General features: G+C 50.2%; 11 protein-coding genes. 3 read left to right on the forward strand and 8 right to left on the reverse strand.

Translation table 11 applies throughout. The features are described from left to right. Window positions 1-36 precede the first annotated feature (36 nt). From PGRAT_RS26175 to PGRAT_RS26190, 4 genes are all read right to left on the reverse strand, one after another. Entirely contained in the window at window positions 37-1,866 is a 1,830-nt protein-coding gene (locus PGRAT_RS26175; protein WP_025704899.1) for an APC family permease, read from the reverse strand. Between the two features lie 147 nt (window positions 1,867-2,013). Then, entirely contained in the window at window positions 2,014-3,495 is a 1,482-nt protein-coding gene (locus PGRAT_RS26180) for an MDR family MFS transporter (RefSeq protein WP_025704900.1), read from the reverse strand. Window positions 3,496-3,633: 138 nt separating this feature from the next. After that, the gene (locus PGRAT_RS26185; RefSeq protein ID WP_025704901.1) at window positions 3,634-4,062 is read right to left on the reverse strand and encodes a MarR family winged helix-turn-helix transcriptional regulator; all 429 of its coding nucleotides are present in this window, start codon (window positions 4,060-4,062) and stop codon (window positions 3,634-3,636) included. A gap of 599 nt (window positions 4,063-4,661) precedes the next feature. After that, entirely contained in the window at window positions 4,662-4,865 is a 204-nt protein-coding gene (locus PGRAT_RS26190; RefSeq protein WP_025704902.1) for a sporulation protein Cse60, read from the reverse strand. 263 nt (window positions 4,866-5,128) lie between these two features. Here PGRAT_RS26190 and PGRAT_RS26195 point away from each other — a divergent pair, with 263 nt between their 5' ends. The 3 genes from PGRAT_RS26195 to PGRAT_RS26205 are packed head-to-tail and all read left to right on the forward strand — an operon-like array spanning window position 5,129 to window position 8,700. Continuing rightward, window positions 5,129-6,598, forward strand: coding sequence for an FG-GAP repeat domain-containing protein (locus PGRAT_RS26195; RefSeq protein ID WP_025704903.1), 1,470 nt, complete (start codon window positions 5,129-5,131; stop codon window positions 6,596-6,598). Window positions 6,599-6,613: 15 nt separating this feature from the next. Then, on the forward strand, window positions 6,614-7,309 hold the full coding sequence (locus PGRAT_RS26200; protein ID WP_025704904.1) for a response regulator transcription factor: 696 nt from the start codon (window positions 6,614-6,616) through the stop codon (window positions 7,307-7,309). After that, a complete protein-coding gene (locus PGRAT_RS26205; protein WP_337588161.1) occupies window positions 7,303-8,700 on the forward strand; it encodes a sensor histidine kinase in 1,398 nt (465 codons plus the stop codon). The genes PGRAT_RS26200 and PGRAT_RS26205 overlap by 7 nt, the downstream gene beginning before the upstream one ends. Before the next feature lie 127 nt (window positions 8,701-8,827). Here PGRAT_RS26205 and PGRAT_RS26210 read toward each other — a convergent pair whose 3' ends face one another. From PGRAT_RS26210 to PGRAT_RS26230, 4 genes are all read right to left on the reverse strand, one after another. Then, entirely contained in the window at window positions 8,828-10,885 is a 2,058-nt protein-coding gene (locus PGRAT_RS26210; RefSeq protein ID WP_042267452.1) for an iron ABC transporter permease, read from the reverse strand. A gap of 8 nt (window positions 10,886-10,893) precedes the next feature. Beyond that, entirely contained in the window at window positions 10,894-11,931 is a 1,038-nt protein-coding gene (locus PGRAT_RS26215; RefSeq protein ID WP_025703987.1) for an ABC transporter substrate-binding protein, read from the reverse strand. Window positions 11,932-12,157: 226 nt separating this feature from the next. Beyond that, window positions 12,158-12,628 carry a C40 family peptidase gene (locus tag PGRAT_RS26220; RefSeq protein WP_025703988.1) on the reverse strand — a complete coding sequence of 157 codons (471 nt, stop codon included), beginning with the start codon at window positions 12,626-12,628 and terminating at the stop codon, window positions 12,158-12,160. 657 nt (window positions 12,629-13,285) lie between these two features. Then, entirely contained in the window at window positions 13,286-14,344 is a 1,059-nt protein-coding gene (locus PGRAT_RS26230; RefSeq protein ID WP_155990313.1) for a DUF418 domain-containing protein, read from the reverse strand. Between the last annotated feature and the right edge of the window lie 2 nt (window positions 14,345-14,346).

Consider the following 14,346-nt stretch of genomic DNA (forward strand, 5'->3'; position numbering starts at 1 on the left):
TGTAGGATACCCTTTTTCCCGGTTATGCGGAACAAGCTATTTCTTCAGGTGATAAGGCACCGTAGTAATAATCACATTCCGCCGGTACAGCAGATGTGCACGGAGCAGCAGACTGGATTGGTTATGCAGAATATTGTGCCAGCCTTTCTTCGGAATGAACTGCGGCACGACCACGGTTACCTGGTAATCGGATTCCCCCGCCTTGCGCTGGACCGTATCGATGAACTTGGTCAGCGGTTGAATGATGCTGCGGTATGGCGAATACAGCGTCACCAGCCGGATTTCAGGGTGGAAGTTTTTCCATTTTTCTTCGAATATGGCATCGTCCTCTCGCTCGAACGGGACATGCACGGCAATAATCTGCTCGGCGCCGAGCGATTTGGCATAACGGAGTGAATTTTCCACCACATGGGTAATCCCTGCAACCGGCAGAATGATGATATTCCCCTCAATCGCCAGCGGCGGCTCCTCACAGGTGGAGATCCGGAGCTGATCCGCAACAGCCTCATAATGCTTGTGAATCCGGTAGAACAACAGAATGATGAGCGGTAAAAAGACCAGTACCGGCCAGACCTGCGGAAATTTGGTCAAGAAGAACATCATTGTAACGATGAAACTGATCAGCGCACCCGCAGTGTTGATAATGAACTTGGTGATCCACCCTTGAGGCTTCTGTCTGATCCATTTGACCATCATCCCGCTCTGGGAGAGGGTGAACGGAATGAACACGCCAACCGCATACAGCGGAATCAAGTGCTCAGTCCGGCCTTCAAAAGCAATAATCAGGAGAATCGACAGCAGTCCCAGGATAAGAATCCCGTTGGAATAGCCCAGCCTGTCCCCCCGGACCGTGAACATGCGCGGAATGAACTTATCCTTGGCCAGATTCACCGCCAGCAGCGGAAATGCGGAATAGCCGGTATTGGCCGCCAGCACCAGAATCAGCGCAGTCGTTCCCTGTACAAAGTAATACATGAAATTCCGGCCAAACACCTGCTCGGCAATAATGGAAACCACCGTGGCATCTTCCCGGGGAGTAACCCCATAGTAATAAGCCATAAATACAATACCGGTGAATAACACGGCCAGCAGTGTACCCATAGCCGCCAGTGTTTTGGCAGCGTTATTCGGTGCGGGCGCCTTGAAGTTAGGAATCGCATTGGATATGGCCTCCACCCCTGTCAGCGCCGAGCTGCCCGAGGAAAATGCCTTCAGCAGCAGGAACAGGCTGATGCCCGCGACCGGTGTACCGATCGGCGTATGCAAATCGGCAGGAACGCTGCCGGTAAGGACCCGGAACACGCCGACACCAATCAGGACAAATAAAGCGAGCACAAATAAATAGACCGGATAAGCGAGGAATGACGCCGATTCCGTTACCCCGCGCAAATTCAGGGTTGTAATAATCAGAACAAAGAGAATGGCAATAAACACATTATACGGATGCAGGCTTGGAAAAGCCGATGTAATCGCGTCCGTCCCGGCCGAGACACTAACTGCTACCGTTAATATATAGTCCACCAACAGTGAACCGCCGGCCACAAGTCCCGGATACTTCCCAAGATTTTCTTTCGATACCACATAGGCTCCGCCGCCGTGGGGATAGGCAAATATAATTTGCCGGTAGGATAAAATCAAGGCCAGCAGCAGAACCAGCACCCCTGCAGCAATAGGGATAGAATACCAGAACGCTGCAGCGCTGAGCGTAACCAGCACCAGCAGGATTTGCTCAGGACCATATGCGACCGAGGATAAAGCATCTGAGGAAAGAATCGCCAGAGCTTTGGTTTTGTTCAGTTTCTGCTCGCCAAGCTGATCTGATTTCAGCGGCCGCCCAATTAAAAATCTTTTTACCGAAGACATCATCAGCCTCACCCGTCACTTTTTTAAAGTTATATTACCCTTTGAATTAAATAATAATCTCAGTTCCTTATTATACACTTCCCGGGCAATTACGGCTGATCTTCTTTTCTGTTCATATTTCTCCAAAAAGCGGCGTTTGGGGCCGTTGCATCAAAATCCAAGCCCGCTTTTGTCCTGGAGCTTAAAATTCCTTTTGCCGTCTCTCGGAATCACGCTCTGCCGGACAAAAAATCCGGCAATAAGGCCAATCAGAGTAATGGCTGCCGCCAGAATAAATGCATTATGCACGCCGGCCGACAGACTGTTTGCTGCAAGCTCCTGAGCTGCGGCGCCAGTGTGAGTACGCAGATACTCTTTCTGCCCAGAGGTCATCACACTTACAATCAGGGCTGTACCAACTGCACTGGCGAGCTGCTGGAGCGTGTTCATAATGGCCGTTCCATGCGGATGAAGCTCCCGCGGCAGCTGGTTCAGACCATTGGTCTGGGCCGGCATCAGGGTGAGTGCAATCCCCACGGTCATGCAGCAATGCAGCAGCACAATCCGGTAGACAGGAGTATCCATACTGATTCCTGTGAACATCCACATCGCTGCAGCCAGGATAATCACACCGGGGATGACAAGTACCCGCGGCCCTGCTTTATCAAAGCTGCGCCCGATAATTGGGGATAAGATCGCATTGATCAACCCCGCAGGCAGCATCAGCAGACCCGCATACAGTGCAGACAATGCCAGTGAACCCTGCATAAAGATCGGCAGCAGATACGAGGTGGAGAAGATGGTAAGGAAGCCGATAACAATAAATAATGTGCCTGCCGTAAACATCGGATACTTGAAGGCACGCAGATTCATGACCGGCTGCTTCATCGTCAGCTGGCGCAAAATAAAAAATACAAGTGCAACGATCCCGGCACTGAGCGACAGCACAACTACCGGGCTGCCCCAGCCTCCTTCACCTTCACCCACACTGCTCAGCCCGTATACGATCCCCCCAAAAGCAATCGTCGACAGAAGGAGCGACAGGATATCAATTTTGGGCTTGGTGATCTGGCCGACATTCTCGATATTGAGCAGTCCGACCGTCAGATCGATAATCAGAAACGGAATGAGTCCCCAGAACATCCATTGCCAGCTCAGCTTATCTACAATCAGTCCTGACACAGTAGGGCCAAGCGCAGGCGCGACCATCATGACAAGTCCCACCATCCCCATGGCAGTCCCTCTTTTGGCTGGCGGGATGATCGTTAATACAGTATTGAAAATCACCGGCATCAGGATCGCGGTCCCCGCTGCCTGGATCAGACGGCCCGCCAGCAGAATCTCAAATCCAGGCGCAAAACCAGCGGCCAGTGTCCCTGCAATGAACAGCGTAATCGCTGTCGTGAACAGCTGGCGGGTCGTAAACCACTGCAGCAGCAGTGCCGAGACCGGCATAATAATGCTGACCACCAGGATATAGCCTGTCGTGATCCACTGAGCGGTAGATGCTGTCAGATCCCATTTCTCCATCAGCACCGGCAGTGCCACGTTCATCATCGTCTCACTGAGCAGACCTATGAATCCCCCCAGCAGCAGCGATACGAGCACGGGGATAATTTTGTATTTGACCTTAATTTGTGATGCTTCATTCATGAATAAACGGGCTCCTCTCAATTTCCTAATCCATATTTCTTTTATTTAATACGTTCACTTATTATATGTTCACTTACTGAATGGAGTCAAGCCATTCCGCTTGGCTTCTATCATCATTCCCTCCTGTATTTGCAGGAATCATCGCATCAGCAGCCTCAATTGTTTGATGAATCCTTCCAGCTCCGGCTCCAGCTTCGAAAAAAACGTTTTGTCCGCCTCCAGCACGATTTGGTTTGCCCGTTCCATCACATTTGCCCCCGACTCCGTAAGGCGGATCAGCTTCGCCCGGGTATCCTGAGGATGCGGCACACGGTTGACATACCCCTTCTTCTCCAGTGTCCGCAGGACTTCCGAGGCCATCATCGGGTCCATGAACGAATCGTGGGCAATCTGAATCTGTGTGGCTCCAGGGGAACCGCCCCGTTCGTTAAGGGAATGGCAGGAGCGCAGCAAAGCAAACTGAACATGCGTCAGATCCACCTCCTGAAGCTCCTGCTTCATCAGCTTTTGCCAATTATTTGTCACTCTCCACATAATATAGCCTAATTCCTCATTATAGATATCCATTTATAGCCCCCTTGTCCGCTCTGCTGATCTAGGCCTTAATTATAAACAGCCCGTAAAGCTTCGTCAAAAATAGGGGACTTTATCCATAGGGTATGAACCTGCTCCTGTCTTCCTGGAGGACCTTTCATGACTCCAGCGGCAATTCGAGGTGGAAAAAGGATCACTAATTGGCCCCAGCACACGGATCTCCGAGCCTAAGTTGGAAAAAGGATCACTAATTCAGCCCATTTCGCCCCTGAGTAATAAAATCAGCCAATTAAGTTTCCCTTTTTCCACTTAAATCTCCCATTTGTTGATTTGCAGGGGAAATAAGTTCCCTTTTTCCAACTATTGATTATTCACCTGCTTCTTCGCCAGCTAACCGGAACAACTATCGGATCGGGCTGGCGTCGTTTCCGGGCAACCCCGCCTTCGGCGCTTAATAACGGAACTTCTGCCGTTGCTTCCAGGCAACCGCTATGCTCTAGATGAACCAACCAGACCAAAGCTCCTTTTATCTCCTTACACTTATCCACGGCTGAAAAAACACATAATTTCCTGTACAATAAATAAGCCTCCAGAGTTATTCATAGCTCTGGAGGCTTTTCTTAGGATACCGCTTATTTTGTAAAGATAACCATTGCTGTGTATTTGGTATCAGAGGGACCCTTGTGTGCTGTATTTGTTGATACAGTGGTAGGAACAGCCTGATATTTGATATCTATAAGCTGTCCTTGCTTCATTGCCGATATGAGTTCATCTATCATATCACTAAGCTCCGTGATGTCGTGAGCTTCAAATGTTTCAACCGCATAATATGCCATTTCAATCACCTCCTGAATATCAAAATTCGACGCCAGGAATTATTTTCCTCCTTTTACTTTATTATTTTTTCATTATAAGGAACGCAATCCTTCATATTACATCAAATTCTATTTTGTGGGATTGGCTGTGAACTACCGGCGGGAGTATAGTGGAGGGTAACTGTTTTGGGAGGGATGCCTTGAATCCTTTACCGTTTTGATACTACTTTGCGGATCGACCTGGGATATACTAGCCACAGACCTAACAAAGGAGATTATACTTTATGAATAAATCAGCGCTAAGCGCTCTTCTTGGATTAACTGTCCTCGTGACAGGCTGCAGTACGATGAAAACCCCCAGCGATTTGCTTAAGGCTCCGTCTCAGGGAAGCGCGGATGGAACGATAACAAGCATTGTTCAGCCTTTCCTGTCTGCAGGTGCCCACCTGACGGTGCCTGTACAATCGGAGTCCAGCAGTGCCATCCAATTGCAGGATCTTGATAAGGACGGGCAGGATGAAATCCTGGCCTTCTATAAAACAGATAAAACCGACTATGAAATCAATGCGCTTGTACTGTCCAAAACCGGCGGTGAATGGAAAAAGCTGATCAACATTACCGGAGTCGGCAGTGAGCTGGACTATGTAAAGTATGCTGATGTCACTGGGGATGGAGCGGCGGATGTGCTGCTGGGATTCAGCGGCGGTGAAGGCCTGGGCAGGGAGCTGTCAGTATACAGCCTCAGCGGCGGCCAATTATCGGAGATTCTGAAGCAGCCTTATGATTATCTGGCGGTCGGGGATATGACGAACGAAGGAAAAACAGACATCGCTTTGATCCATTCAACAGTCGATGGCGATAACCAGCCTGAGTCCCACCTCCAGCTGCTGAGGCTTCACGGCGGCAAGCTGCAGAGCTTATCCGACCAGAACATTAGCGGCATGGTCATGCAAGCGATGTATGCCAAGGTGGCCCCAGCGAAAAGCGCACTGATTATCGACGCAGCCATTGGCGCGCATTCTTCCTATACCTCACTGCTGACCTGGGCTAAGGGTTCTTTTACTGATATACTTGCAGCAGAGGATTATCAGCATCCGGCGCTGGCAGAGAGCAAGAATCTGGTGCTAAAGCCGCTTGCTCCTGAACCGGACGGCTTGCTGGGCGAACACAGCTTGGCAATTAAGGACTATCCGCTGTACAGCGAGGACGTGAATGGAGATGGAATCGTTGAGATCGGCTTTCTTGTTCCTCCTGCCGGTTCACAGAGCTTCGCGCCTCTGGCCACCCCTTTTATTACTAAATATTATCAATGGGACGGCCAGACAGGACTGAAGCTGGTGCAGGAGCAGTTCGACCGGTGGGGATTCAATTTTCATATCCCGGCGTCCTGGATAGGCAAATACCAATTGGATCTTACAGGGGAATCCCCTGCTCCATGGGAGCATATAAGCTTCAGCTACAAGGATGCAAATTCCGGTGAAAAAGCCCAGCTGCTGGAACTGCGCCTGCTGACAAAAAAAGATTGGCAGGCAGTTGAAGCACAGCTGATTGCAGCTAAGGTTTCCTACAAACTGCTCTACGAATTGCAGAACACAAGTGATGAAACGGCGCCAACCGTGCTCGTTGCCGCGCTGCCCGCCGCAAATGCCGGCAGCAAGCTCACGGGGTCCGCAGCCCGGGAGTATGAGCAGCTGAAGCTGACGCTGGAGGAAGTCCAGCAGCTGGCCGGCACACCGCAGAAGCCCCGGCCATAACAAGGAGTTGGAATCATGAAGGTGCTGATACTGGAAGATGAAAAGCCCATACGCGATCTTCTGCGCATTAATCTGAAGCGTGCAGGCTTTGACGTTGTCGAAGCCGCCACGGGAGAAAGTGCCCTGGCCATTGCCGGGAAGGATAGGGATTTCGATATTGCAATTATAGACCTGATGCTTCCCGGAATCAGCGGTTTTCAGGTATGCGCTGAGCTGCGCAGACAGTACCCCCGGCTTGGCATCATCATGCTGACTGCCAAAAGTCAGGAGGTCGACAAAGTCATGGGACTGGAATCCGGGGCAGATGACTATGTCGTGAAGCCGTTCAGTCCTGTGGAACTCACAGCCAGGGTTAGAGCCCTGTACCGGCGGATGTATCCGGAGGAGGCTCCCCCGCCCCAGAACAGCATCCAGTTGGCCCCGTTCACGCTCCTGCTGGATGAACGCAAATTATTGAAGAACACCATCGATGTCCCCCTCACCCCGACGGAATACTCAATTGTGAAGCTGCTCATGGAGCAGCCGGGCAAAGCGGTTAGCCGTGATGACATACTGACCTCCGTCTGGGGTCAGTATTTTATGGGTGAGCTTAAGATTGTAGACGTCAATGTCAGCCGGATCCGGCAAAAAATCGGACAGGAATCTTCCGGACCCCAATACCTGGAAACGGTATGGGGATTCGGCTATTTATGGAGGACGCAATCGTGCTGAAGGGAATCAGAGCCCGGCTCATTGTCTATATTACCCTTGTTCTGCTCCTGATTGTCCTGCTGCTGGAGGGGGTATTTATTACAGCTGTCCATTACTACTATCTGGGCAGCGCCATGGAGACGCTGACCTCGCGGGCCGCGACGTCTGCTACCTTTTTCAATAAATATCTGGAGGGTTACTCCATCAATGAACGGGCCAGATATATACTGGAGAACCTCTCCCCTGACGAGAGCAGCAAAGTGGAGGTGCTGAGTCCGGAGGGAAAAGTGATTATCAACTCCTTCGGCTTCGCAAGCTCTGAGCGGATTGATACTCCCGATGTCAAGGCAGCTCTGTCCAGCGGCAAAGGGACTTATCAGAGCCTTACGCCCGGTAAAGAGGAACGGATTCTGGCTGTATCCATTGCCTTGAAAGAATCCGGGACAAGTATAGGTGTGCTGCGCTATTCCGTCTCGGCAGAACCTTTATACAGCGTGATTGTAAAAATCCTCATTAACGCTGCCTGGGTAGGACTGCTGGTCATTGCCTTCGGATTCCTGCTGAGTGTTATTATCGCCAAACGGATTGTAGAGCCGATCCAGCAGCTCACCGGTGTTGCCAAAGAAATGGCCACCGGTAATTTTGCCGTCAGAGCCAAGAAGCGGCACGACGATGAAGTCGGCACCCTGGCCGTCACACTCAATTACATGGCAGAGGAAATGGTTAAAAGTGAAAAAATCAAATATGACTTCATTTCCTCCGTCACGCATGAGCTGCGCACCCCGCTTACCTCCATCAAAGGCTGGGGTGAAACGCTGCTTGTGGGTGATTTGTCGGATACAGAAGAGACACTGATGGGGCTTGAGGTCATGACCGGCGAAACGGACCGCCTGATTGGATTAGTGGAGGACCTGCTGGATTTCTCCAAATTTCAGGCGGGTGAGCTGACGCTTGAACTGGAGCCTTATGATCTGCGGGGACTGCTTGAGGATTTGCTGCTGCAGTTCAGGTACCGGGGGTCCACCAAGCAGATCCGCCTGTATGCCGATATCCCGGATGAGCCCCTGCCTGTGGACGGGGATTTCAACCGCTTGAAGCAGGTTTTTGTCAACCTGCTGGACAATGCCTTCAAATTCACCCCGGCCCAGGGGGAGATCAGGCTCTCGGCAGTTTTGGGCGATACCCAAATAAGCATTACCGTTGCGGATAACGGAGAGGGTATTGAAGAAAGCGATCTGGAGAAGCTGGGCACCAAATTTTTCAAAGGCAAGTCCCGCCAATCCGGCAGTGGGCTTGGCCTTGCCATCTGCAAAGAAATTGTCGAGATGCATGGCGGAAGACTGCGGGTCGAGAGCGAGTTCACCAAAGGCACTTCAGTCATTGTAGAGCTGCCGCGTTACCGGATACAGTAAATATCCGGTACGCGTGCGGCTCATTTTGGCTAAAGCACTCCGCAGCAAATTCAAAAAGGGCACTATCCCAAAGTCATCCTAACTAGACTTAAGGATAGCGCCTGAATTACATTCAAACACCCTGCATTTACGCCCCGCGCACAAGCGAGCGGTACATCAGAAACAGGAAATATGGCGCTCCCAGCAGCATAATGATCAGGCCTGACGGAATCTCTGTCGGCGCTATGACCGTTCTTCCGGCCGTATCGGCAATGACAAGCAGCAGGCCGCCAAGCAGACCTGACAAGATAATGGAGCGTCTTGTGTGATGCCCGATCATCATCCGCACCGCATGCGGAGCCATGAGCCCGAGAAAACCAATCGTCCCCACGCTTGCAACAGCCCCCGCCGCAAGCACAACGCCGATAATCATCGCCCATAACCTCGTTCCGCGGACCGGCAGGCCAAAACCTGTTGAGCTTTCGTCGCCAAATGCCAGCAAATCAAATCTTCTGCCCAAATAGTACGCCACTGGGAGAAGCACCAGCAGAAATGCAAACAGGCTGTAAAATTGCTCCCAGCTCCGCCCATACGTCGAACCTGTCAGCCAAATAAATGCCGTGCTGTTCCAAAGACTTGCTTTGACGATCATGGCCTGGATGCCAGCCGAGCCGATGGCCGAAACCGCGATTCCGAGCAGGATCAGGACAGACGGATTCAAAGCTCTGCGCCAGGCCAGCGTAAATACAAAAGCCGCCGCGATCACTCCACCCACTATGGCGGCAGCCGGAAGGGCTAATACCGGCAATCCCGGCCACACGACCAGCACGGCCAGTGCTCCAAACCCGGCGCCTGAGGTTACGCCGATAATAGAGGCGTCTGCGAGCGGGTTTCGCACAGCGCTTTGAATCAACACACCGCTGATGGCCAGCGCAATACCGCCGCAAGCTGCTACAAGCGTACGCGGAAGCCGTAAATTCAGCAGAACTGAATACGCCCCATCTCCCCCGCCGGCCAGACTTTCCAACAAATCGGCTATCGGGATTCTTGTTCCCCCAAGCGACATACTTACAAGAATGACCCCAATCAGGAGAACGGTCATGAATATCGCTGTCGGAGCAAAACGCATACGCAGCATCGCTCCCCCTATACTCATTGAGGACTGTCCCGTGCCTGAACCGGAGATATTTTTCATCTTGGTGAGCACAAGCCAAATCAGCCAAGGCGCTCCAATTATCGCCATCACCGCTCCGACAGGCATTTCCCCCAGATTGCTCCGCACCATACGGGCAAGCGTATCTGCCAATGTAATCAGCAGTGCTCCCCAAAGCGCGCTTGCGGGTATGAGCAGACGATGCTTGCGGATTCCGCTAAGCCGGACCAGATGGGGAGCGACCAGACCGACGAAGCCAATGGGTCCAACCACGCTGACCACAATCGCAGCCATAAGCACCGATATGCCGAGTCCCGCCGCCCGGGTTAAACCCACGCGCTGTCCAAGGGAGCGGGCAGTCGACTCATCCAGCTCCAGCGCATCAAACTGCCTGCCTCCGAGCAGCGAAATTCCCAGCAGGACTATGACAAAAGGCCAGGCATACTGAACACCGCTCCAGTCCAGTTGAATCAAAGAACCTGAACCCCACAAAAACAGATTTTGTGTTTCAGTTTGAAAAAAAATATGAAGGGCTGAAGTGAACGCTCCGAGCACCATGGATACGATCATACCCGATAAAGCCAGGCGGACAGGTGTAGCCTTCCGTCCTCCGCTCAGGACATAGGCCGCAAGGGCCGCAAGCAATCCCCCGGCCGCAGCCAGCACTAAGGGATACTGCTGCTGCATAGCCGGAAAAGCGACCATCCCCAGAACAACCATAAAGTAAGCTCCGGCATTGATCCCCAGCGTATCTGAGGAAGCGAGCGGATTTTTCGTTATCGTCTGCAATAAAGCGCCTGCCGCAGCAAGAGCGGCCCCGGCCAAAATGCCAATCACTGTACGCGGCATCCGGATATCCCAGAGCAGATTATGCTCCATCACATCCTGGCGGTGCAATAGTCCGTTCCATACCGCAGCAGCCGGAATTTGGGCCTCCCCAAAGCAGAGGCTTAGCAGGGATACAACGAAAAGGGCGGCCAGGCCGCCCCCAAATATTCCTATCAGCCGCCAGGTCATCCCGGGTGAGGTTTCTTTGCCCGTGTTGATGTTCATATAGGTGCTCATTTCGTTAATGTATTTACAACTTCATCAACGAGGACTTTGGAGGAAACCGGGCCGCCAAATACCCAAGTTGTGCTGGCCAGTCCGAAGGTACGCTTCTCTTTTACAAAGGTAAGGCCGTTCCATACGGAATTGTCCTTCAGTTCATTTGAGAAAATATCATCATCTTTTTGGACGATATAGAGCAGATTCGTGTCCTTAACGGCAGGCAAGGCTTCAACTGTGGAGGTGGTGAACCCGTACATCTCGAATTTCTCCGGCTTCCAGTCGTTCTTCAGACCAATCCGATCCAGCGTTTGTACGGCCAGCGAGTTGTCCGTAAATAGACGCATGGTCGCTGCATTCTGATAGCTGTAGGCCTGCGTCAGCACATAATTCAGGCCTTCCTTGCCTGCTGCAGCCAGCTTAGTCTTGGCATCCGCATAATGTGCATCCAGATCAGCAAGGACCTTGTCACCTTCTGCTGTTTTGCCGACAGCCGCTGCAATGGTTTTGAAGATATTCTCCATCTCCGTATACTGGTCGCCTTGCCCCTCAGGCGGATACAGGCCCAAAATCAGTGTTGGCGCAATCGCCTTCAATTGATCATAAATTGCTTCATGATTGTCGGTATTGGCAATAATCAGATCCGGCTTCAAGGAGGCAATCGTCTCCAGATTCGGCTCGGAGCGGGTTCCCACATCCGTCACACCTGCATCGAGTGGTGCTTCAGACGTTACATACAGCTTATAATTTTCGTTATCCGCATTCCCCACCGGCTGCACACCAAGCGCAATAACATCTTCTGTAAAAGTCCACTCCAGGACTACGACCTTTTGCGCAGGTTTGTCCAGCTTCACTTCGCCTTTAGCGTCTTTTAATACAATAGGACCAGTAGCGGTTTCATCGCCCTTGCTCGTAGCAGCTGCGTTTGTAGCGGCTGCATTGTTAGTTGCGCCTCCGTCCGCTGCTGAATTATTTGTGTTCTTAGATCCACATCCTGCTGCAACCAATACGACAATGATAAGCATCGTTAAGCTCAATAACCTTTTGTTCACTTTGCAAATCCCCCTGTATGTATAAAATTAAATTACGTTCCGTGATAATTGTTATCATTTCATTGATAATGATTATCATTTATTAGTTATATTATATGGGATTCCGATGAAAGTCAAAGTTAAAATTAAAAATAAAATTAAATAGCCCCGCCTTGTATTCAATATTCCGAATACAAGGCGGGGCTATAAAAATAGAATCTGTTAACAATCTTCTATCTTAGAAGCTTTATTCACCGGTCATCTGACGATAGCTGGTATCGCTTACTACACGGCGGGCTGTAACGTAACGGTCACGGTAATAGGATTCCGAGAGCTTGCTTATTCTTACGCCTCTACTGCTTGAGGAATGTGCAAACTGGCCATCACCGATATAAATGCCTGCATGGGAGACACCGGTACCCAAAGTATTAAAAAAGACCAAATCCCCCAGCCGCAAATCATCCTTGGACACCGCTGTGCCAGCCTTGGCTTGAGACCCTGTGGTACGGGGCAGATCTCCTGCATTAAACTTCTCCATAATATATAAAATGAAACCTGAACAATCAAAACCAGCTGAAGTAGTTCCTCCCCATACATAAGGAGTCCCCAAAACCCCGTTCACTTCATTCTCAAGACTTATTTCACTTGCGTATGTACTCGCTGGCATAGCTGTGAATAATAGCGCAGATCCTATAATCGATATAATAAACTTTTTCAGAACCTTTTGCTCCCTTCAATGCCTACGGAGTTTGAAATCCGGCAACAAATAATTAATTTTTTGTAACTATTTCTATAGTATTTTATCTAGTATCAATCTGTCAATCCTATTGCTATTTTTAGCGTATTAATTGTCCAATCAGATTCGGTAAACAAATTGTATTGTATTTTAGAGACATTTTGTTTACATGTTGATCAAACTTTAGCCACATGTGCCCTAGAGTGGAAAACAATAACAAAAAAAGAGCAGACCTACTCTGCTCTTAAGAGGAGGAATACCCTATTGTCAATCATTCACCCGCCACAAAACGATTCCAGCCATGTCAAGAATGGACCAGGTAATTTGCGAACCGCACTTTCGCTCGCGGGCAGCGGACTTGTCATGGTCGTCACCGGAAAAATAAACTGGTTTTCGGTCCCCATCTGTACATTTTTTGTGTTTTTAAAGAGGGAAATCCGTATTCCGCTTAAACAGCGGAGAGGACGGACTGATTGTGGAAAAGCGACAGCGTTCGCCTTGGTCTCCGGATTTTCTCCGCTATGGGGAATGAAAAAAATCTGGAGAGCACAGCGATTGGAACAACGGTCCGTTCACGCAGCGTCGATCAGAAGGAACCTACTGAACTATAGACGAATCAAATTTACCCTCTTCTTTCAGTTATGAAATATTGCTGGACTGGACTGGCACTGGGCCAGCAGCTGGTTGAAATCCGCTAAATAACCGGTCGAAGCGCCGCATCATTGTCTCAAGCGGACTAATCGAGAAGCGCACAAGCAGCCCACCTGCAATAAGTGTTATCAGTACGACAATAACGCCACCAAATGGAATTTCTCCAATATTATAGTTCATGCCAGCAATTATGAGCACCCACGCAAGAACAAACTGAGCAGCATATAGCGTCAACGCTACTTGTCCGACTGCGGCAAAAGGTTTAAGTATAGCAGCTCCCTTCTTCGCTATAAGACATGTCAGTCCCAGCACTAGAAGAGAAGTACCCAGCCCAATCAGGAGTTGAAATGTTGACCCGCTCTGCGGACCTGAGGTCAGAAGCATTTGCCACAGGGGCGGTGCTACATTGTGTGGCCAGATTGCATATGGATCCGGTTGAGTAGTGGCGATATTCGTATAGTCTAAAAGCCACTTCTCAAAAGACTGGCTCAGCCCAGGAAGTACCGAGGTGGAAAATAGCTTAGAGATGACAAGCATAATTATACCGGTGACTGTAAGCCACGTTGCATTACGCATACTATGAAGGTTAAGCCGCCCGATCACCATGCCAGCAACGAAAACCGGAGCGACCCCAAGCGCAGATAATGGACCGCCAGCTATGTCTCCTAGGAAGTAGGCTTCTGACAACACACTGCCACCTACAATCATCAGTGGAGGTCCAGCCACAAGCAGTACTACTGATATTGTAAAAAGTGTACGCCTAGAGCAACGAACCAACACTAAAGCCAATACGAATAATGTAGCATAGGCAGGTAAAATAACCGAAAAAGGACCATTTAACATAATAAGAAGATAACCAATAAGATCAATGAATATTGCCCGTGCCAGCATCTGTGCCCTGAATGCAGCCATCTCCTCTCCTTTTTCAATCATGCGCTGTGTCATGATCGAGTAGGAGATGCCGGAACAAAGTATGAATAGTATCATTGTGTTCCCTGAGACAATAGAAGCAATAACATTGTTTGAAGTAAAGTGCTGCAAAAACATTC

Origin of the sequence: Paenibacillus graminis (genome assembly GCF_000758705.1) — a bacterium.
GTDB lineage: Bacteria > Bacillota > Bacilli > Paenibacillales > Paenibacillaceae > Paenibacillus_AQ > Paenibacillus_AQ graminis.